The sequence below is a fragment of the Streptomyces sp. NPDC047042 genome (assembly GCF_040644035.1).
Taxonomy (GTDB): Bacteria; Actinomycetota; Actinomycetes; order Streptomycetales; family Streptomycetaceae; genus Streptomyces.
In genome coordinates, this window is record NZ_JBEYVP010000014.1 from 50,317 (window position 1) to 69,592 (window position 19,276).

Annotated in this window: 16 protein-coding genes and 1 pseudogene; 4 read left to right on the forward strand and 13 right to left on the reverse strand. The window is 70.9% G+C overall.

Features of this window, described 5'->3' with window-relative positions:
* The first annotated feature begins 57 nt into the window (after positions 1-57).
* From ABZ855_RS17855 to ABZ855_RS17870, 4 genes and pseudogenes are all read left to right on the forward strand, one after another.
* Positions 58-459: a nuclear transport factor 2 family protein gene (locus tag ABZ855_RS17855; protein ID WP_360807768.1), complete on the forward strand. Its 402-nt coding sequence runs from the start codon at positions 58-60 to the stop codon at positions 457-459.
* Positions 460-536: 77 nt separating this feature from the next.
* Positions 537-1,364 (forward strand): class I SAM-dependent methyltransferase, encoded by an 828-nt coding sequence (locus tag ABZ855_RS17860; protein WP_360807770.1) that lies wholly within the window; start codon positions 537-539, stop codon positions 1,362-1,364.
* 275 nt (positions 1,365-1,639) lie between these two features.
* Positions 1,640-2,785, forward strand: a complete 1,146-nt coding sequence (rho, locus tag ABZ855_RS17865; protein ID WP_360807772.1) for a transcription termination factor Rho — start codon at positions 1,640-1,642, stop codon at positions 2,783-2,785.
* 135 nt (positions 2,786-2,920) lie between these two features.
* A pseudogene (locus tag ABZ855_RS17870) lies at positions 2,921-3,805 on the forward strand (serine hydrolase); the annotation flags it as partial.
* Between the two features lie 35 nt (positions 3,806-3,840).
* On the opposite strand, the gene ABZ855_RS17875 reads toward ABZ855_RS17870, so the two are convergent.
* The 13 genes from ABZ855_RS17875 to ABZ855_RS17935 form a co-directional block, all read right to left on the reverse strand.
* Positions 3,841-5,232 (reverse strand): glycosyltransferase 87 family protein, encoded by a 1,392-nt coding sequence (locus tag ABZ855_RS17875; protein ID WP_360807774.1) that lies wholly within the window; start codon positions 5,230-5,232, stop codon positions 3,841-3,843.
* Positions 5,229-6,635 (reverse strand): polyprenol phosphomannose-dependent alpha 1,6 mannosyltransferase MptB, encoded by a 1,407-nt coding sequence (gene mptB, locus ABZ855_RS17880; protein ID WP_360807776.1) that lies wholly within the window; start codon positions 6,633-6,635, stop codon positions 5,229-5,231. Before mptB ends, ABZ855_RS17875 begins: the two co-directional genes overlap by 4 nt.
* Positions 6,636-6,786: 151 nt before the next feature.
* Positions 6,787-7,731 (reverse strand): glutaminase, encoded by a 945-nt coding sequence (locus tag ABZ855_RS17885; protein ID WP_360807778.1) that lies wholly within the window; start codon positions 7,729-7,731, stop codon positions 6,787-6,789.
* A gap of 59 nt (positions 7,732-7,790) precedes the next feature.
* The gene (gene aspA, locus ABZ855_RS17890) at positions 7,791-9,218 is read right to left on the reverse strand and encodes an aspartate ammonia-lyase (protein ID WP_360807780.1); all 1,428 of its coding nucleotides are present in this window, start codon (positions 9,216-9,218) and stop codon (positions 7,791-7,793) included.
* Between the two features lie 156 nt (positions 9,219-9,374).
* Positions 9,375-10,394, reverse strand: coding sequence for an asparaginase (locus ABZ855_RS17895; protein ID WP_360808057.1), 1,020 nt, complete (start codon positions 10,392-10,394; stop codon positions 9,375-9,377).
* 65 nt (positions 10,395-10,459) lie between these two features.
* A complete protein-coding gene (locus ABZ855_RS17900) occupies positions 10,460-11,965 on the reverse strand; it encodes an amino acid permease (protein ID WP_360807782.1) in 1,506 nt (501 codons plus the stop codon).
* The gene (locus ABZ855_RS17905; RefSeq protein WP_360808059.1) at positions 11,962-12,663 is read right to left on the reverse strand and encodes a FadR/GntR family transcriptional regulator; all 702 of its coding nucleotides are present in this window, start codon (positions 12,661-12,663) and stop codon (positions 11,962-11,964) included. The genes ABZ855_RS17900 and ABZ855_RS17905 overlap by 4 nt, the downstream gene beginning before the upstream one ends.
* A 315-nt stretch (positions 12,664-12,978) precedes the next feature.
* Positions 12,979-13,812: an undecaprenyl-diphosphate phosphatase gene (locus ABZ855_RS17910; RefSeq protein ID WP_360807784.1), complete on the reverse strand. Its 834-nt coding sequence runs from the start codon at positions 13,810-13,812 to the stop codon at positions 12,979-12,981.
* A gap of 81 nt (positions 13,813-13,893) precedes the next feature.
* A complete protein-coding gene (gene crcB, locus ABZ855_RS17915) occupies positions 13,894-14,250 on the reverse strand; it encodes a fluoride efflux transporter CrcB (protein ID WP_360807786.1) in 357 nt (118 codons plus the stop codon).
* The gene (locus tag ABZ855_RS17920) at positions 14,247-14,630 is read right to left on the reverse strand and encodes a DUF190 domain-containing protein (protein WP_360807788.1); all 384 of its coding nucleotides are present in this window, start codon (positions 14,628-14,630) and stop codon (positions 14,247-14,249) included. Before ABZ855_RS17920 ends, crcB (ABZ855_RS17915) begins: the two co-directional genes overlap by 4 nt.
* Positions 14,627-15,085, reverse strand: a complete 459-nt coding sequence (gene crcB, locus ABZ855_RS17925; protein WP_360807790.1) for a fluoride efflux transporter CrcB — start codon at positions 15,083-15,085, stop codon at positions 14,627-14,629. The genes ABZ855_RS17920 and crcB (ABZ855_RS17925) overlap by 4 nt, the downstream gene beginning before the upstream one ends.
* A gap of 261 nt (positions 15,086-15,346) precedes the next feature.
* A complete protein-coding gene (locus tag ABZ855_RS17930) occupies positions 15,347-16,942 on the reverse strand; it encodes a glycosyl hydrolase 53 family protein (RefSeq protein ID WP_360807792.1) in 1,596 nt (531 codons plus the stop codon).
* A gap of 156 nt (positions 16,943-17,098) precedes the next feature.
* Positions 17,099-19,120 (reverse strand): beta-galactosidase, encoded by a 2,022-nt coding sequence (locus ABZ855_RS17935; protein WP_360807794.1) that lies wholly within the window; start codon positions 19,118-19,120, stop codon positions 17,099-17,101.
* Positions 19,121-19,276: the final 156 nt, after the last annotated feature.

The following is a 19,276-nucleotide window of genomic DNA, read 5'->3' on the forward strand; positions in this document are numbered from 1 at the left end:
TCCTCGGGTCGGCGCCCAGGACGCCCGCTCGGACGGTTCACCCCTTAGGGTGATCCGATGCGCGCTTTTCGTGAGGCAGTTGACGCCCGTGATCTCGACGCCGTCGAGGCACTGTTGGCGGAGGACATCGTGTTCACCAGTCCGGTCGTGTTCCGGCCCTACACCGGGAAGGCCATCACCGCGTCGATCCTGCGTGCGGTGATCCGGGTTTTCGAGGACTTCCGGTACGAGCGGGAGATCGGCGCGCCCGACAGCCGTGACCACGCGCTGGTGTTCAGGGCACGGGTCGGCGGCCGCGAGCTGCAGGGCTGCGACTTCCTGCACCTGGACGAGAACGGCCTGATCGACGAGCTGACAGTCATGGTCCGCCCCCTGTCGGCCGCGCAGGAGCTGGCGGCGGCCATGGGCGCCCAGTTCGAGCAGATCGCGCAGGAGGCGCAGGCCGCCGGGTCCGCCTGAGCGGGGGCGGTCGACAGATCCGGCCGAAGAGACGCGTCCGCGCTTCGGCGGCGGGCGCGTTTTGGTTGGATGACTCCATGACCGCCGACCAGCACGCGCGGATGATGCGGGCCAACCAGGCCAACTGGGACGCCCGCACCCCCGTCCATCTCGCCAGCCGTTTCTACGGCCTGGGCGAGAGCCTCGATCCGTCGCGCTGGTTCGCCCCCTGGGAGTGGGACGACCTCGGCGCACTGGCCGACCGCGATGTGCTGCACCTCCAGTGTCACCTCGGCACGGAGACCCTCGCCTTCGCCGAACGCGGGGCGCGGGCCGTCGGGCTCGACTTCTCCGAGGCGTCCGTGACGGCCGCCCGGGGCATCGCGGCGAAGGCGGGCCTCGACGTGAGCTACGTACGGGCGAACGTGTACGACGCCGTCGAGGCCCTCGATGAGCGGCGGTTCAACGTCGTGTACACCGGGAAGGGCGCCCTGTGCTATCTGCCCGACCTGACACGGTGGGCGGAGACAGTCGCTCAACTCCTGCGCCCCGGCGGCCTGTTGTACATCGTGGAGTTCCATCCGCTGCTCAACTCGCTGGGCCCCAAGCCCGCTCCGGGTGATACCGGTGAACTGCTCTTGCGGCACGACTACTTGGGTGCGCGGGGTGCCGTGCACCGCGACGCGACGTTCACCTATACCGACGGGCCGGCGGTTTCGGGGGCCACCGAGAGTTTCGAGTGGATGCACGGAATCGACGAGGTCGTCAACGCGTTGATCGGGGCGGGACTGACCATCCGGCGGTTGCGCGAGAGCGACGAACTGCCCTGGCCGCGCTGGCCCCGTATGGAACGCACCGCGTCGGGCTGGTGGCGGTTGCCCGAGCCGCGCATCCCGCTGCTCTACGGGCTCCTCGCGAGCCGGTGAGCCGCTGAGCCACAACTCACAGTCATGCTCGTCCGAGATGTGGTATCGTCCTGACAGCACTTGTGTACGCCCCGTTGCGGGCGCCGGTGCCAGTTCCCTCTCAGATCGCTGACCCGCCCGTCGGTTTCCGATCGGCGCATCAGCTTTTCTCCCGCCGCCCGTGGCGCGCTCGGCGCGCTCAGTTCTCGCGGCCTCTCCTCACCCGTTTTCGTTCCGCTTCTTCCTTCCGCGTGCCTCGCGGCATGCGTCCTCGTCCGTGAAAGGACTCTCCGACCATGACCACCACACTCGAACGCCCCCCTGTGGCACAACTGCCCCCGGCCCGGATCGCGACCGGTGTCCTCGACATCGACGGCAACGGGAAGGGCTGGCTGCGGGCCGCCGACAGCTGCCTGCCCGCACCCACCGACCTCCAGGTCTCCCCCGCCCTCATCCGCCGCCACGGCCTGCGCAAGGGCGACCTCGTCGTCGGCGCACAGGGCGGCCAGCGGGCCCTGACCGAGGTCGGGCTCGTCAACGGCCGTACGCCCGAGGAGCTGCGCGGCCGTCGCCACTTCCGCGACCTCACCCCGCTGCACCCCCGCGAGCGGATCCGCCTCGAACACCCGGCGGCCGGGCTCGCCGGACGTGTCACCGATCTGATCGCGCCCGTCGGCAAGGGTCAGCGCGGGCTGATCGTGGCCCCGCCCAAGACCGGCAAGACCGTGCTGCTCCAGCAGATCGCCGCGGCCGTCGCCGGAAACCACCCCGAGTGCCGCCTGATGGTGGTGCTGCTCGACGAGCGGCCCGAGGAGGTCACCGACATGCGGCGCTCCGTGCGCGGCGAGGTGTACTCCTCCACCTTCGACAGGACGCCCAAGCAGCACATCGCGCTCGCCGAACTCGTCGTCGAGCGGGCCAAGCGGCTCGTCGAGGCGGGTGAGGACGTCGTGATCCTGCTGGACTCGCTGACCCGGCTGTGCAGGGCCCACAACAACGCGGCGGCCTCCGGTGGGCGCACCCTCAGCGGCGGGGTCGACGCCGCGGCCATCCTCGGGCCGAAGCGGCTGTTCGGCGCCGCGCGCCTGGCGGAGGAGGGCGGTTCGCTCACGATCCTGGCCACGGCCCTGGTGGAGACCGGCTCCCGTGCCGACGGCTTCTTCTTCGAGGAGCTGAAGGGCACCGGCAACCTGGAACTGCGGCTGAGCCGCGAACTGGCGTCCCGGCGGGTCTACCCGGCCGTCGACATCAACCCCTCGGGCACCCGTCGCGAGGAACTCCTGCTGTCCCCCGCCGAGTTGACGACCGTACAGGGACTGCGGCGGGCACTGCAGTCGCGGGACGGCCAGTCGGGGCTGGAGACCCTCCTCGATCGGCTCCGTGACACGCCCGACAACGCGACCTTCCTGCGGCGGATCCAGCCGACGCTGCCCGCTGCGTAGACGCCGCGTCGGCCGCTCGTGTCTCTCCCGCGTGCCCCCGTGTGCGGCATCCGGGTGTGCGGCATCCGGGTGTTCGGGACCCCTCCTCGGCCCCGGCAGCGCCGCGTTCGGCACGTCCATTCTTACGTTTGCGGTATGACCATCAGATTCTCTTCCCGGATCGCCGCCTCCTGCTGTGCGCTGTCCGTGACGGGCGTGCTGGCGCTCGCGCCCGTCCCGGCGTCCGCCCGCACCGCTGCCGACCCCGGCACCCCGACGGCGACGGCGACGGCGACGGACACGCGACTGCTGTACCGCACGGGCACCCACGCCCGGCTCCGCTCCGGCGCGCCCCGGCTCCCCCGGGACGTCTCCGCGCTGTCGTGGCTGGTGGCCGACGCCGGCACCGGTGAGGTGCTCGCCGCGCACAACGCGCACCGCAAACTGCCTCCGGCCAGCACGCTCAAGACGCTCTTCGCCCTGACGGTGCTGCCCACGCTGCCCGCGGGCCTGCGGCACAAGGTCACCGAGGCCGAGTTGGCGGGGGTCGGCGCCGGCAGCAGTCTGGTCGGGGTCGCGCCGGGGCGCACCTACCGGGTGTCCGACCTGTGGCGGGGAGTGTTCCTCAACTCCGGCAACGACGCCGTGCACGTGCTGGCCGCCATGAGCGGGGGCTGGCGCGACACCGCTGTCCGGATGCAGGCCAAGGCCCGCTCCCTGGGCGCCCGCGACACCCAGGTCCGCTCGCCCGACGGCTACGACGCCTCGGGGCAGGTGTCGTCGGCGTACGACCTCGCGGTGTTCGGGCGGGCCGGGCTGCGCAACGCGGACTTCGCCGACTACTGCGGCACGGTCCGGGCGAGGTTCCCGGGCGGAGGCGGCTCGTCGTACGAGATCCAGAACACCAACCGGCTGCTGTCCGGCGCCAACGGCGTCAGGCGCTACCGGGGGATGATCGGCGTCAAGAACGGCTACACCAGCAGGGCGGGCAACACGCTGGTCGCCGCCGCGCGCCGGGACGGGCGCACCCTGGTCGTCACGGTGATGAACCCTCAGGAGGGCGACGGGTACGCCGTCTACGAGGAGGCCCGCTCGTTGCTCGACTGGGGGTTCGGGGCCGCCGGACGCGTCGAACCCGTCGGTTCGCTGGGCACCGAGCGGCCCGTGTCGCAGGCGGGTCCCCAGGCGCCGGCGAAGGCGGTGCCGGTGCCGGTGGCCGCCACCGTGGCGCCCGACAGCGGGCCCGGCTGGCCGGAGACCTGGACGATCCTCGCGGCGGCCGTCCTCGGCGCCGGTGCGGTGTCGCTGGCGTTGCGGATCGGCGGTGTGAAGCCGGTCTGACCGGCGCCGTCCACCGGCAGCCACAGCAGCAACCCGAGCGTGACCCAGGCGTACGCGCTGCCACCGACGAAGCCGTCCACCCCGGACGCGTCGTCGAACCAGAGCCACACCACGCTCGTGCACAGCACCGCGTACAGCGCGCCCGCCACGCGCGCGTGGCCGGTGCGCAGCAGGACGGCGAACGACGGGAGCAGCCAGACGAGATGGTGCACCCAGGTGATCGGGCTGACCAGACACGCGGTCAGCCCGGTGAGGGCGAACGCGGCCCACCAGTCCCCCACCGCGACGGCCCGGCGGGCCCGCGATGCCCAGACACCGAGCACGACCACGACCACCACCAGCCACACGGCGCGGCTCGGTTCGCCGGGCTCGGCAAGTCGCGCCAGCACGCCCTGGAGCGACTGGTTGGAGACGTATGCCGCCTCCCCGATGCGCCGGGTGTCCCACAGCGCCTCGCTCCAGTAGAACCGTGACGCGTCCGGCGCGACCCACGCCGCGAGCGCGGTCGCCGCCCCGGCGACGGCCGTCGCGACCCCGGCGGCCCGCCGTCGCCCGGCGAGCAGCAGCAGCCCGATGAAGAGGGCGGGCGTCAGCTTGACGGCCGCTGCGAGTCCGATCCCGATGCCCGCCCAGCGGGCCCGACCGTTCGTCAGCAGCCAAGCGTCGGTGAGGACGAGGGCCAGCAGTACGAGGTTCACCTGGCCGAAGCTGACGGTGTCACGGACGGGTTCGAACAGCGCCAGCGCGCACCCGGTCAACGCCCAGCCGTACCAGCCGAACCGGCGCAGCAGGGGCCCCGCGAGCAGCCACACCACCGCGCCGAGCGCCGCCAGGTTGAGGAGCAGCGCGGCGGTGATCGCGGCGCGCAGCCCGAGCAGCGCCATCGGCAGCATGCTGACGGCCGCGAACGGCGGGTAGGTGAAGCCGTATGGGGTGCCCGGCACCCGGTAGTCGTAGATCCGGCCGCCGTGGTGGACCCAGGTGTCGACGGTCCCGTAGTAGACGCGCAGGTCGAACCAGCCGCGCAGCAGAGGCACGGTCGCGGTGAACACGGTGATCACGGCGGCCAGGGCGAGGACCAGGAGCAGCCGTTCCCGGTCGGTGCGGGGCAGTCTGACCGGGCTCATGCGGTGCTCTCCCTGAGGGGTGTCCGGACCGTCTGGTGGGCCTGCCAGAGGACGACCACGGCCAGTGCGCCGCCGGAGCCGGCCAGGACCAGTTCCCCGGTCCCGGCGGGCGCGCCGCTCGGCAGGGCGAGGAGCGCGACGACTCCGGTGACGGCCGCGAGGCGGTGGCGTATCGCCGCGCTGGTGCTGGGCGCGGCCGCGGCGATGAGGAACAGGGCCCACAGGGCGTACCAGGGCCGGATGGCCGGGCCGAGGACGACCACAACGGCCAGGCTCAGGCCGAGTGCGTAGAGCGGGCTGAGGCGTGGGGTGCGCAGCCAGATGAAGGCGATGGTCAGGACGGTGACGACGATGCCGAGGACGTGCCAGGCGGGGACGGCGAGCGGCGCGAGGCCGCTGCCGATCTCGGTGAGCGCGGCGGCCGTCGCACGCCCGAGGAGGCTGGTGAGGGCCCAGTTCTCGGGTGACACCGGGGTTTTCAGGGCTCCGATCCAGCCGTATCCGGTGCCGGCCAGCGCGGTCGCGGCGACGGTGGTCGCGACTGCCGCGCCTGCCGTGGTCAGTACGGCCCGCGCCGGGCTGCGGCCCGCACGGATCTGGAGCGCCACGACCGCGGCGAGACCGAGAACCGCGGGTGCCTTGACGAGGGCGGCGAGCGTGACGAGTACGGCGCCCAGGACCGGCCAACGGCCCAGGGCCGCCACCAGGCCGACGCCCAGCAGCCCGAGCATGATCGCGTCGTTGTGGGCGCCGGCCACCAGGTGCAGCAGGACCAGCGGGTTGAGGGCGCCCAGCCAGAGCGCGGCGGCCGGGTCGGCGCCGCTGTGCCGGGCGAGGCGTGGCAGGGCCGCCGCCATCAGCGCGACGCCCAGCAGCGCGACCAGCCGCATGCCGAAGAGGCCTGCCGGGATCTCGCCCCGGGTCAGTCCGGAGAGCCCGGACGCGACCGCGAGGAACACCGGGCCGTAGGGGGCGCCGGTGTGCTGCCACACCGGGGCGACCTCGGCGGCGAGCGGGCCGCCGAGCAGGGCCGGGCCGTGCGTGTACACGTCCATGTGGGCGTCGACCATCGCGCCCTGGGCGAGATAGCTGTAGACGTCGCGGCTGAAGAGGGGTGGGGCGAGGAGGAGGGGGGCGGCCCAGACGGCGAGGACGAGCATCAGGGACCGTACGGTGGGCGGGTTCTTGCCCCGGACCAGTCTGCCCAGGAGGATCCAGGCGGCTATGAGGAGGACGACGCCGAAGTAGACGCCGACGAGGCCCAGTGCGGCGCGGTCGCTTGAGGGAGCGATGAGTTCTCGTACGGGGAGGGCGCCGGCGGTTTCGCCGCCGAGGGCCAGGCATGCGGTGCCGGTCAGGCCTATGGCCTGGCAGCGGGGGAGGTTTGTCGAGGGGACCTGCACGGGGGCAGCGTGGCAGGGGTGGGTGGACGTGGGGCTACGAGAAGGTGAGTGGTCGGCTGCGGGCCGGTGGGGGTTGTTCGCGCAGTTCCCCGCGCCCCTGAGGCGCGCCCCCGCGCAGGGCGTTGAGAAGTCCCGTCAGGACACGCACTGCTCAGAAGACCGAGACTCCCGTCAGTGTGGTGAAGCGGTCCAGGGCTGCTACGCCTGCTACCGAGTTGCCCCTCTCGTCCAGGCCGGGGCTCCAGACGCACAGGGTGCAGCGGCCCGGGACTACGGCGATGATGCCGCCGCCCACTCCGCTCTTGCCGGGGAGGCCCACTCGGTAGGCGAAGTCGCCGGCCGCGTCGTAGGTGCCGCAGGTGAGCATGATGGCGTTGATCTGTTTGGCCTGGCTGCGGGTCAGCAGGCGGGTGCCGTCGGCTCGGATGCCGTGGCGGGCCAGGAAGCCGGTGGCGAGGGCGAGGTCGGCGCAGGACGCCTCGACGGAGCACTGGCGGAAGTACTGCTCGAGCAGGTCGGGAACCGGGTTGTCGATGTTGCCGTACGAGGCCATGAAGTGGGCGAGGGCCGCGTTGCGGTCGCCGCGTCCGGCCTCGGAGGCGGCCACCTCCTTGTCGAAGGTGAGGCCGGGATTGCCGGACTCCGCCCGCAGGAAGTCGAGGAGCGCCCCGGCCGCGTCACCGGTACGGGTGTGCAGGCGGTCGGTGACGACGAGGGCGCCCGCGTTGATGAACGGGTTGCGCGGGATGCCGTTCTCGTACTCCAGCTGGACAAGGGAGTTGAAGGGATTGCCGGAGGGTTCGCGGCCCACGTGCTCCCAGAGCTCGTCGCCCTCGCGGGCCAGGTCGAGGGCGAGGGTGAACACCTTGGTGACGGACTGGGCGGAGAACGGCTGCCGCCAGTCCCCCACGCCGTAGACCGTGCCGTCGAGTTCGGCGACGGCCATGCCGAAACTGCGCGGGTCACGCGCGGCGAGCGCGGGGATGTAGTCGGCGGGGCGTCCTCGGCCGGGGGTGCGTCCGATCTCCTCGGCGATGCGTTCCAGGACCGGCTGGAAGGTCGGGGGTGCGGGCGAGGGTGACGGAGCTGCTGCCATGATCGCCATTGTCCCTTCGGGCGGGTCCTGGTACGCGGTCGTGTGTTTCTGAAGTGCCCCTACCGGGCCGCGCCGCTGCCCGCCACGATCTCCGGGCGGAGCAGGTCCGCGAGGCGTTCGGCGGGCAGCAGGCCCTTTTCCAGGACGAGTTCGGCGACGCCCCGGCCGCTCACGAGGGCCTCCTTGGCGATGTCGGTGGCGGCCGTGTACCCGATGTAGGGGTTGAGCGCGGTGACCAGGCCGATGGAGTTCTCCACGCTCGCGCGCAGGGCCTCGGTGTTGGCGGTGATGCCGTCGACGCAGCGTTCGGCGAGGGTGAGGCAGGCGGCGCGCAGATGGGTGATGGACTCCGAGAGGGAGTGCAGGATGATCGGCTCGAACGCGTTGAGCTGGAGCTGTCCGGCCTCGGCGGCCATGGTGATGGTGACGTCGTTGCCGATCACCTCGAAGGCGACCTGGTTGACGACCTCGGGGATGACCGGGTTGACCTTGCCGGGCATGATCGACGAACCGGCCTGCACCGGCGGCAGGTTGATCTCGCCGAGGCCGGCGCGCGGCCCGGAGGACAGCAGCCGCAGGTCGTTGCAGCTCTTGGAGAGCTTCACCGCGACGCGCTTCAGCACCCCCGACATCTGGACGAACGCCCCGCAGTCCTGGGTGGCTTCGACCAGGTTGGCGGCCGTGACGAGAGGCAGGCCGGTGATGGCGGAGAGGTGGCGGCGGGCCGACTCGGCGTATCCGGCGGGGGCGTTGAGGCCCGTACCGATGGCGGTGGCGCCGAGGTTGATCTCGTGGATCAGCTCGACCGCCTCCGCGAGACGGCTGCGGTCCTCCTCGATCATCACGGCGTACGCCGAGAACTCCTGCCCGAGTGTCATCGGCACGGCGTCCTGGAGCTGGGTACGGCCCATCTTCAGCACGTCGTGGAACTCGACGGCCTTGCGGGCGAAGGAGTCCTGGAGCACGGCCATCGCCTTGAGCAGTTCCCGCACCGCGAAGACGGTCGCGATCTTGACGGCGGTCGGGTAGACGTCGTTGGTGGACTGCCCGAGGTTGACGTCCTCGTTGGGGTGCAGGTACTCGTACTGGCCCTTGGCGTGGCCAAGCAGCTCCAGCGCCCGGTTGGCGACGACCTCGTTGGCGTTCATGTTGGTCGAGGTGCCGGCCCCGCCCTGTACGACGTCCACCACGAACTGGTCGTGCAGCCTGCCGCCCCGGATCTCCTGGCAGGCGGCGACGATGGCGGCGGCCTTCTTCGGCGCGAGGAGCCCGAGTTCCTCGTTGGCGAGGGCGGCGGCCTCCTTGACAGCGGCGAGGGCGTCTATGAGGTGCGGGTAGGCGGAGATGGTGGTGCCAGTGATGGGGAAGTTCTCCGTGGCACGCAGGGTGTGGACACCCCAGTAGGCGTCGGCGGGGACGTCCCTGTCGCCGAGCAGGTCGTGTTCGTAGCGGACTGCGGCGGCGCTGCGCTGGGCTGCTGCGGTCATGGTGGGGCGGGCCTCTTTCGGTGGTTGGCGGTGGTCGGCGCGGATGGGGGTGGGGAGGGCTCGGGTCTGCCGGCGAACTCCCGTGGTTCGCCTGGAGCAAGGGCCCGCGCCCGCCGGGCCATGGCTCACGTCCGAGTGGGTTCTACGGGTGCCGTCTCAGGTGTACGTCGGTCCCGCCGGAAGCGGGTCCAGGGCGCGTACCGGGCGGATGCTGCCGACCGGTTCGCCGCCGCCGAGCAGCGGTTCGCCCGCGAACTCGGTGAGCGCCGCCGGGTCGACGCCGGCCCGGGCAAGCGCCGCCGCCATGACCGGGACGCGAGCCCGGTTCGCGCCGTCGGCGATCTTCACCGCGACAGCCCGGCCGTCCGGCAGGGCGGCGACCTGGACGCCCTCGAAGCCGTCCTTGCTGAGCAGCCCGGGTACGGCCCGCATCAGCGCGGCCACGTCCCGGCCCGAGCCGGAGGCCATCTCGGCGTGGTCGCGCATCGCGTCGGCGACCAGCGCCTCCGGGGTGTCCGGGGCGGCGGTGGTGATCCGGGCGGCGGCGCGGGCCAGACCGTGCAGCGAGATGGAGAAGAGGGGTGCGCCGCAGCCGTCGACGGTCACCCGGGCGATGCGCTGCCCGGTGAGGTCCTCGACGATCTCGGCGATCGCCTGCTGGAGGGGGTGACCGGGGTCGAGGTAGGTGTCGAGGGGCCAGCCGTTGAGCTTGCAGGTGTAGAGCATGGCCGCGTGCTTGCCCGAGCAGTTCTGGGCGAGGCGGGAGGGCAGTCGGCCCTCGCGTATCCAGGCGTCGCGGACGACAGGGTCGAACGGCAGGTCCGTCACGTTGCGCAGGTCGTCCTCGCCGAGGCCGGCCAGTTCCAGGATGCGCCGGGAGCCTGCCAGATGGCGTTCCTCGCCGGAGTGGCTGGCGGCGGCCAGGGAGAGCAGTTCGCCGTCGAGCGGCAGGCCCGCCCTGAGCATGGCCACGGCCTGGACCGGCTTCAGGGCGGAACGCGGGTAGAAGGCCGCCTCGATGTCACCCACCTGGAGCTCCACCTGGCCGTCGGCGCCGAGGACGACGACGGACCCGTAGTGGATGCCCTCGATGACCCCGCCGCGTACGAGGTGCGCGACGGGTGAGTGGAGGGGTTCGCGGATCGTGGGAGCGTCCGCGAGAGAACTGCCGTACATGGCTGCCTGCACTGCTTCCTGCATTCCTGCATCGTGCATCACTGCATCGTGCATCACTGCGTGGTTCACGCGTCGGCTCCGGCCGACCCGGTGGAGGAGGGGGACCCGGGGCCGGGTTCTCCGACCGCTTCGGCGGCCTTGCGGGCCACCTGGGCGCGGACGCCGTACCAGCCCGCGACCAGTGCCCCGGCGATCAGCGGGAGACACAGCACGGTGGTGCGGCCGGCGCCGCCGTCGGCGTACATCAGGACGAGGACGGAGGCGAGGAAGGCCAGCGTCACGAGCTCGGTCCACGGGGAGCCGGGGAGACGGTAGCTCGGCCGGGTCAGCTCGCCGTTCTCGGTCTTCCGCCAGAACACCAGGTGGCAGACCATGATCATGCCCCAGGTGGCGAGGATGCCGATCGCGGCGAAGTTCAGCACGATCTCGAACGCGTCGGCGGGGACGACGAAGTTGAGGCCGACACCGAGTACACAGAAGCCGCTGGTGAGCAGGATGCCGCCGTACGGGACCTGGCTGCGGCTCATGTTGCCGGTGAACTTCGGCGCGGAACCGGCCATCGCCATCGAGCGCAGGATGCGGCCGGTGGAGTACAGGCCCGAGTTGAGGGACGACATGGCCGCCGTGAGGACGACCAGGTTCATCACGCCGCCGGCCGCCGGGATACCGATGTTGGACAGGACGGTCACGAAGGGGCTCTCGCCCGACGTGTACTTGTTCCACGGCAGCAGCATCGACAGGAGGAGCACCGAGCCTACGTAGAAGAGGCCGACGCGCCACATGATCGAGTTGATCGCCTTCGGCATGATCTTCTCGGGGTTCTCGGTCTCGCCCGCCGCGACACCGACGAGTTCGACGGAGGCGTAGGCGAAGACGACGCCCTGGATGATCAGCAGCATGGGCAGCAGGCCGTTGGGGAAGACGCCGCCGTTGTCGGTGATCAGGGACGGGCCGGGGGTGGTGCCGTCGACCTTGTGCTGGGTGACCAGCAGGAAGATGCCGATCAGCATGAAGACGACGAGGGCGCTGACCTTGATGATCGCGAACCAGAACTCCAGTTCGCCGAACATCTTCACCGAGATCAGGTTCACGGTGAGGACGACCGCCAGGGCGATCAGCGCGAGCACCCACTGCGGGATGTCGGAGAACAGGCCCCAGTAGTGGGTGTAGAGGGCCACCGCGGTGATGTCGGCGATGCCGGTGGTGGCCCAGTTCAGGAAGTACATCCAGCCTGCGACGAAGGCGCCCTTCTCGCCCAGGAACTCACGGGCGTACGACACGAAGGCGCCGGACGAGGGCCGGTACAGGACGAGTTCGCCCAGTGCCCGGACGACGAGGAACGCGAAGACGCCGCAGACCGCGTACGCGATGAAGAGGGACGGGCCGGCGTCGGCCAGCCGGCCGCCGGCGCCGAGGAACAGGCCGGTGCCGATGGCACCGCCGATGGCGATCATGTTGACGTGCCGGGACTTCAGCGACTTGCTGTAGCCCGCGTCACCGGCGTCCACGTGCACGGCCTTCTGCTGCGCCGTACCGTTCGCCGGCCCGTCCTGGAGGGATTGCTCGCTCACGCCTCGGGTCCGCCTTCCGGGGATGGTTCTGTGGGGGTTTCAGTGGGGGCTTCCGTGTGCGCGGCGCGCACGATGTCGGTGAGGGTCGTGGAGACCCGGTCGAGGTGGTGGGACATGGCTGCCACCGCGTCCTGCTCGCTGCGGTCGATCAGTGCCTCGACGATCGCCCGGTGCTCACGGTTGGACTGCTCGCGCCGGCCGCCCAGTTCGTTGAGGAAGGCCGACTGACGGGCCAGCGCGTCCCGGATCTCCTCGATCACCCGGCGGAACACCGGGTTCTGGGCGGCCTGGGCCACGGCCAGATGGAAGAGGGTGTCCATGGCGACCCACGCGGTGGTGTCGGTCTCGTGCTCCATGCGTTCCAGCAGGTGCGCGAGGTGGTCGAGGTCCTCGGGTGTCCGCCGTACGGCGGCGTAGCCGGCGACCGGGATCTCGACGTGCCGGCGGACTTCGAGGAGGTCGCTGGCCGCGTAGTCGCCGAAGGTGGGGTCCTCGACGGTGCTGGACACCACGAAGGTGCCCTTGCCGGTCCGGGAGACGGTCAGGCCCATGGTCTGCAGGGCCCGCAGGGCCTCCCGCAGCACGGGCCGGCTCACCTCCAGCCGCCGGCACAGCTCGGCCTCGGAGGGGAGCTTGTCCCCCACGGCGTAATCTCCGCGCTCGATGGCGCTGCGCAGATGACCGAGGACCGCTTCCATCGCGCTGACGCGCCGCGGCACCGAGCCACCTGTCTGGCTGTCTGACAGGTTCACGGAGGTGATCCTGCGGGTGACGAGACGGGGCTGTCAAGGGTGTGTGGGCGCAGCAGCCGGTTGGACGCCCTTGCGGGCGGCGCCGGACCGGTCGGGGTCACGCCTCACCGGTGAGCGCCCGCCTCGCGGCTGTGGTGCCGCGGCCGGGCGCCTGGCGGCCCCATCCGACCGCCGGCCCGCACAGCGCCCGCCCGGCCCCCGGGCCGACAGCCCCGACCGGCTGGAGCAACCGGCCTGAGCTGCGGAAACCCCGGTGGTCGCTCAGTTCAGTACGCCCGCGCCCAGCAGCCCGAAGAGCAGCACACCCACGACGATCCGGTAGATCACGAAAGCGTTGAAGGAGTGCTTCGCGACGAACTTCAGCAGCCACGCGATGGAGCCGTAGGCGACGACGAAGGACACCGCCGTGCCGACGGCGAGCGGCGCGGCCCCGACTCCGGCGCCCAGGGCGTCCTTCAGCTCGTACAGCCCGGCGCCGGTCAGGGCGGGGATGCCCAGGAAGAAGGAGAGACGCGTGGCGGCGACCCGGTCGAGGTCGAGGATCAGCGCCGTGGACATGGTGGCGCCGGAGCGGGAGAAACCGGGGAAGAGCAGGGCGAGGATCTGTGAACTGCCCACCAGCATCGCGTCCTTGAACGACGTGTCGTCCTCGCCGCGCTTGTGCCGGCCCATCTGGTCCGCGGCCCACATCACACCGCTGCCGACGATCAGCGAGGCGGCGACCACCCACAGCGAGGCCAGCGGGCCCTCGATCAGCGGCTTGGCGGCGAGACCCACGACGACGATCGGGATGGTCGCGTAGATGACCCACCACGCGAACTTGTAGTCGTGGTGATGGCGCTCGTCGCGGTTTCGCAGGCCCCTCCCCCACGCGGAGACGATCCGCACGATGTCCTTGAAGAAGTACACGAGCACGGCGGCGATCGCGCCGACCTGGATGACGGCCGAGAACCCGACCACGGCGTTGTCGTCGACGGGGATGTGCATCAGCCCCTCGGTGATCTTCAGATGGCCGGTGGAGGAGACCGGCAGGAACTCGGTCACCCCCTCGACGGCTCCGAGGACGACGGCCTGACCGACGGAGATGGCGCTCATGGAATCCAGTTCTGCTGGAGAGGTACGGGCAGCGGCGGGGTAAGTCCTACTACACGCCGACAAGGCCCCAGCGCCCCTCGCCTACAGCGCCCCGCCCACCCACACCCCCGCGAAAGCGGCCCCGAGACCGGCCAGGACACTCACCATGACGTTGGCGACGGCGAACAGTCCGGCCCCGTCCTCGGCCAGCCGCAGCGTCTCGTACGAGAAGGTCGAGTACGTGGTCAGCGCGCCGCACAGGCCCGTACCCAGGAGCAGCTGGAGGTTCGGGCCCGGGGCGGCGCCGGTGAGCAGGCCGAGGATCAGGCAGCCGGTGACGTTGACTGCGAGGGTGCCCCAGGGGAAGACCGTGTCGTGGCGGGACTGGAGGATCCGGTCGGTGAGATAGCGGAGGGGTGCGCCGACCATTCCGCCCGCGATCACGAGCAGCCAGTTCACAACGACTTCTTACCCTTCTCGTCCGTTTCGCCGGGTTTCCCTTCGGTGCGGCCCACATACCGGATGACCTCGCAGTCGTCGAGGATCACCAGGCCCTCGGTGACGAGTTCGTCGAGCTGCGGCAGGAAGGACCGTACGTGTTCCTCGGTGTCGACGATGACGATCGCGACCGGGAGGTCCTCGCTCAGGGAGAGCAGGCGGGAGGTGTGGATGAGGGAGGATGCGCCGAAGCCCTCGATGCCGCGGAAGACGCTCGCGCCCGCGAGGCCGGCCGCGCGGGCGCGGTGGACGATCTCCGAGTAGAGCGGTCGGTGGTGCCAGGTGTCGTGCTCGCCGACGAGGACGGTCACGCGCAGGGCGCTGCCGGTCAGCCTGGTCATCGTCGCCTCCGCTTCAGGATCCGGCGGGTCGCGGTCGCCGCGAGGGTCACGGCGGTGAGCGCCGCGAGCAGGGTCGCGGCGAGGTAGGCGAGGCCGGTGCCGGGGTGGCCGTGGTCGACCAGTTTCTGGATGTCGACGGCGTACGTCGAGAAGGTGGTGAAGCCGCCGAGGACACCGGTGCCGAAGAACGGGCGTACGAGGCGGTGGGCGGCCCAGGTCTCCGTGATGACCACCATGAACACGCCGATCACGGCGCAGCCGACGACATTGGTCCAGAAGGTGGTCCAGGGGAAGCCGCCGGTCCGCGCGGGCCAGGCGAGGGAGGCCGCGTAACGGGCGGTGGCACCGATCGCGCCGCCGATCGCGACCACCGCGACGACGGCCGCCTGCCCGCGCAGGACGGACGGGCGTGGTGGGGCGGCGACGGGTTCGGTCCGGATGTCGGGGGCTGACATGGTCGTACGTCTCCTACTCGCCGGCGCCGCGAGGTGCGGGCGCGCCCATGTGCGCAAGTAGGGACCGTTGGCGGCGGCTGCCGCGGTTCGGGTACGGCGGGCCCCACCGCCGCGCCACGAGCGGGGATCGTGGCCGGTCACCAGCGTAACGCCGGGGGCACGGGGGCCGCACGCCGCCCGACCGGCACCCACGGGCCCGTGGACGACCCATGAGGCGGAGCCCGGCCACCCCAGGGCGGCCGGGCCTGCGTCACCTCGGGCTCAGCGGTGGCTGAACCACGTCATCGCGGGGAGCGCCCTGTCGTCGTAGCCGAACAGTGCCTGGTTCTCCCAGCCGTTGCCGGAGGCGGCGTCCGTGGGGTCCCAGCCGTTGCCGTTGACCGCGGTCCAGGTCGCCTCCCAGTAGAAGACACCGAGGCCCCGGCCGTTCGGAACGGCCTCCACGATGTTGAGGATGTCCCGGAACCAGGCCGACTGTCCGGCCGTGGACGCCGGGTAGCCGGAGACCAGTTCACCGGTCGTGTCGATGATGTTCTCGTGCGAGTCCTTGCTGTCGAGGCGGAACGGGTAGGCCGTCTCGGCGACGAACACCGGCTTGCCGTAGCGGGCGGCCGCGTCGTCCAGGGTGGTCTGGAAGTCGTAGAGCGAACCGTGCCAGTAGCCGTAGTAGGACAGACCAATGGCGTCGAACTTCACCCCGTTGGAGACCGCGCTGTCGAACCACCAGCGGGTGCCCGAGAGGTCCCCGCCCTTGGCCAGGTGCAGCGCCACGGTCGTACCGGAGTTGACCGCCTTGACCGCGTTGTAGCCGGAGTTGAGCAGCCCGGCGAGCTGCGACCAGTTGTCGGTCGAGCCCTCGGACCACAGCATCCCGCCGTTGATCTCGTTGCCGACCTGGACCATGTCGGCGGTGGTGCCCTGGGACTTGAGGGCGTTCAGGACGTCGTACGTGTGGTTGTAGACGTCCGTCTTCAGCTGGCTGTACGAGTGTCCGGCCCACGCGGACGGCTTGGACTGAGCGCCCGGGTCCGCCCAGATGTCCGAGTAATGGAAATCGACCAGCAGCTTCATGCCCTGCGCCTTGATGCGCTTGGCGATGGCGAGCACGCGTGCCTTGTTGTTGTAGCCGTCGGCCGGGTTGACCCAGACCTTGACGCGCGCGTAGTTCATGCCGGAGTTCTTCAGGACCGTGAGCGCGTCCGTCGTCGCACCAGAGCTGGTTTTGTAAGTGCCGCCCAGCGCCTCGCTCTTGGGGAGGGAGGAGATGTCGGCGCCCTTGACGGGCACGCCGCCGGTGCCGGAGGCGAACGTCAGGTCGTCGACGTTGATCCAGTTGCCCGCGTTGGCATCGGAGTTGACGCTGATCGTGCACTGGTTGTTCGTCACCGCGACGGGCACGACGATCCGTATCCATCCGCTCGCGGACACGGGCAGGTCGGTGCGCTGCTCGGCGCTGCCGCAGTTCTTCAGCGCTATGTAGGCCGACTTCTGGCCGCCGCCCGAGCGCACCCACGCGGTGAGCTTGTAGTTGCCGTTGGTCAGCCCGGACAGGTACTGGTAGGTCTCCACCTTGTAGGCGGAGGCGGAGTAGTGGGACAGGCGGTAACTGCCGCCGTGGCCGCCGGACTCCACGTAGGAGGCGCCCGTGTCGCCGTACTCCGACCAGCCGTTGGGTGTCGCCACACCCGAACCGTCGGCCTCGAAGCCGCCGTTGGTGAGGGTGCTGGCGGCCTGCGCGGAGGTGGCGGGGAGGCCGGTGAGCGCGAGGCCCGCGGCGAGCGGGAGCAGCAGGGCCCTGAGGGTGCGCCTGGGTGTGTGGTTGGGGGTGCGCCTGGGTGTGCGTCTGGGATGGAACATCGTCGTCCGTCGTCCCTTCGACGTGATGGGGTGGGGGTGTCCCTCCTGAGGAGCGGGAGGGGGACCCCCTCCGCCCGCGGCTCTCGTGGCACGCACGGGCGGAGGGGAACTTGCGGCTCAGCCGTACAACTCAGCCGTCCAACTTGGCTGTCGGACTCAGTCGTCGAGTCGTACGACCCGGACGGCTCCGGCGGGGAGCGCGAGGCGGCCCGCGGCTCGTTCGCCGGTCAGGAGTTCGGTGCCGGGTGCCTCCAGGGGCACCTTGGCGTCCGTGGCGGTGTGGTTGACGGCGAACAGGTAGGTGCCCGACTCGCCGGTGCGGCGGACGAGTTCGACGTCGCGCGGCAGTTCGGCGCGGGGTGCGAGGTCGGCGTCCTCGGTGGCCCAGCCGAGCAGGGCGTCCAGGCCGTGCGCGTCGAGGCGTGTCGACACGTACCAGGCGGTGCCCTCGCCGAGTCGGTGACGGGTGACGGCCGGGTGCTCGGCGGGGAGTCCGTCGGCGTACGTCCACACGGTCTCGGCGCCGCGCGGGACGACGAACTCGGTCCATACGTCGCCGGTCAGCTCGGAGCCGTCGGGGCCGGTGATGCGTACGGCCTCGCCCTGGAGGAGCGGTGAGAACTCCTCGACGGTCAGGCCGAGTACGTCACGCAGGGCGCCCGGGTAGGGGCCCGTGTGCACGGCGTCGTGTTCGTCGACGATCCCGGAGAAGTAGGAGACGACGAGGGTGCCGCCGTTCTCGACGTACTCCCTGAGGTTGTTCCCGGCTGCCTCCGTCATCAGGTAGAGGGCGGGAACGACGACAAGGGGATAGGCCGACAAGTCGGCTTCCGGGTGGGCGAAGTCGACGGTGAGGTGGCGGTCGTACAGGGCCTCGTAGAAGGCGTCGGCGCGCTCACGCGGGTCGTGGTCCTCGCTGGGGCGCCACTGGAGGCTCTGCGCCCACCAGGAGTGCCAGTCCCACAGGACGGCGACGTCGGCGACCGTCCGGGTGCCGCGGATCGACGCCAACGAGTCGAGTGACGCGCCGAGTTCGACGACCTCGCGCCAGACGCGGGTCTCCGTGCCGCCGTGCGGGAGCATCGCCGAGTGGAACTTCTCGGCGCCGCGCCGGGACTGGCGCCACTGGAAGAACATGGCGCCCTCGGAGCCCCGGGCCACATGGGCGAGGGAGTTGCGGGCCATCTGGCCCGGCGCCTTCGCGGGGTTGCGGGGCTGCCAGTTGATGCCCGACGTGGAGTGCTCGAGGAGGATCCATGGGGCACCGCCGCCGACGGAGCGGGTGAGGTCGGCGGCCATGGCCAGGTTGACGTGGGTGCGACGGCCGTCGGTGATCAGGTAGTGGTCGTTGGTGACGATGTCGACCTCGCGGCCCCAGGCCCAGTAGTCGACGGAGTCGCACTGGCTGAGCGCGGTCATGAAGTTGGTGGTGACCGGGATGCCGGGTGCCAGGCGGTGCAGGATGTCCCGCTCCGCCACGAAGTTCTCGCGCATGGTGGCGTCGGCGAACCGCTTGTAGTCCAGCGCCTGCCCCGGGTTGCCGACCGTGGGTGCGGCGCGCGGCGGGTTGATCTGCTCGAAGCCTAGGTACCTCTGGCCCCAGAAGGCGGTGCCCCAGGCCTCGTTGACCGCGTCGACGGTGTCGTACGTCGTCTGCAGCCAGCGGCGGAAGTGGGCGGCGCAGGAGTCGCAGTAGCAGGCCGAGACGGGGACCCCGTACTCGTTGTGGACGTGCCACATGGCGAGCGCCGGGTGGGCGCCGTAGCGCTCGGCGAGCTTCGTGGTGATGTTCGCGGCGGCGGCGCGGTAGTCGGCGTTGCTGTGACAGATCGCGGCACGTGAGCCGAACTCGTAGCGCACGCCCTCCGCGGTGACCGGCAGCGCGTCCGGGTGGGCGCGGTAGAACCAGGCCGGCGGGGCCACGGTGGGCGTTCCGAGGTCGGCGCGGATGCCGTTCTCGTGCAGCAGGTCGAGCAGACGGTCCAGCCAGCCGAAGTCGTACACCTCGGGCTCCGTCTCCAGCAGGGCCCACGAAAAGATGCCGACGCTGACCATCGTGACGCCGGCCTCGCGCATCAGCCGGACGTCTTCCTGCCAGACGGATTCCGGCCACTGCTCGGGGTTGTAGTCCCCTCCGAAGGCCAGCCTCGTGAGGCCCGTGGGGGTGGTCTCCGGCATGGAATGTCTCCCGGTTGATTCGGTCACTTCGGAACAATGTGGGAACGTGCACACACAGCATCAGCGGTGCGTGGCCTAGATAACCGCATGGCCACAACCATTGACAAGTGTCCAGTGTGTTTCTCTACTGTGAACGCTCACAGAAGGATGGCGGGT

Coding starts and splice junctions, on each gene's coding strand:
- ABZ855_RS17855 (WP_360807768.1), top strand. CDS start 58: ATGCGCGCTTTTCGTGAGGCAGTTGACGCCCGTGATCTCGACGCCGTC.
- ABZ855_RS17860 (WP_360807770.1), top strand. CDS start 537: ATGACCGCCGACCAGCACGCGCGGATGATGCGGGCCAACCAGGCCAAC.
- rho (WP_360807772.1), top strand. CDS start 1,640: ATGACCACCACACTCGAACGCCCCCCTGTGGCACAACTGCCCCCGGCC.
- ABZ855_RS17875 (WP_360807774.1), bottom strand. CDS start 5,232: ATGAGCCCGGTCAGACTGCCCCGCACCGACCGGGAACGGCTGCTCCTG.
- ABZ855_RS17885 (WP_360807778.1), bottom strand. CDS start 7,731: ATGGCAGCAGCTCCGTCACCCTCGCCCGCACCCCCGACCTTCCAGCCG.
- aspA (WP_360807780.1), bottom strand. CDS start 9,218: ATGACCGCAGCAGCCCAGCGCAGCGCCGCCGCAGTCCGCTACGAACAC.
- ABZ855_RS17895 (WP_360808057.1), bottom strand. CDS start 10,394: ATGTACGGCAGTTCTCTCGCGGACGCTCCCACGATCCGCGAACCCCTC.
- ABZ855_RS17905 (WP_360808059.1), bottom strand. CDS start 12,663: ATGGAAGCGGTCCTCGGTCATCTGCGCAGCGCCATCGAGCGCGGAGAT.
- ABZ855_RS17910 (WP_360807784.1), bottom strand. CDS start 13,812: ATGAGCGCCATCTCCGTCGGTCAGGCCGTCGTCCTCGGAGCCGTCGAG.
- ABZ855_RS17920 (WP_360807788.1), bottom strand. CDS start 14,630: ATGACCAGGCTGACCGGCAGCGCCCTGCGCGTGACCGTCCTCGTCGGC.
- crcB (WP_360807790.1), bottom strand. CDS start 15,085: ATGTCAGCCCCCGACATCCGGACCGAACCCGTCGCCGCCCCACCACGC.
- ABZ855_RS17930 (WP_360807792.1), bottom strand. CDS start 16,942: ATGTTCCATCCCAGACGCACACCCAGGCGCACCCCCAACCACACACCC.
- ABZ855_RS17935 (WP_360807794.1), bottom strand. CDS start 19,120: ATGCCGGAGACCACCCCCACGGGCCTCACGAGGCTGGCCTTCGGAGGG.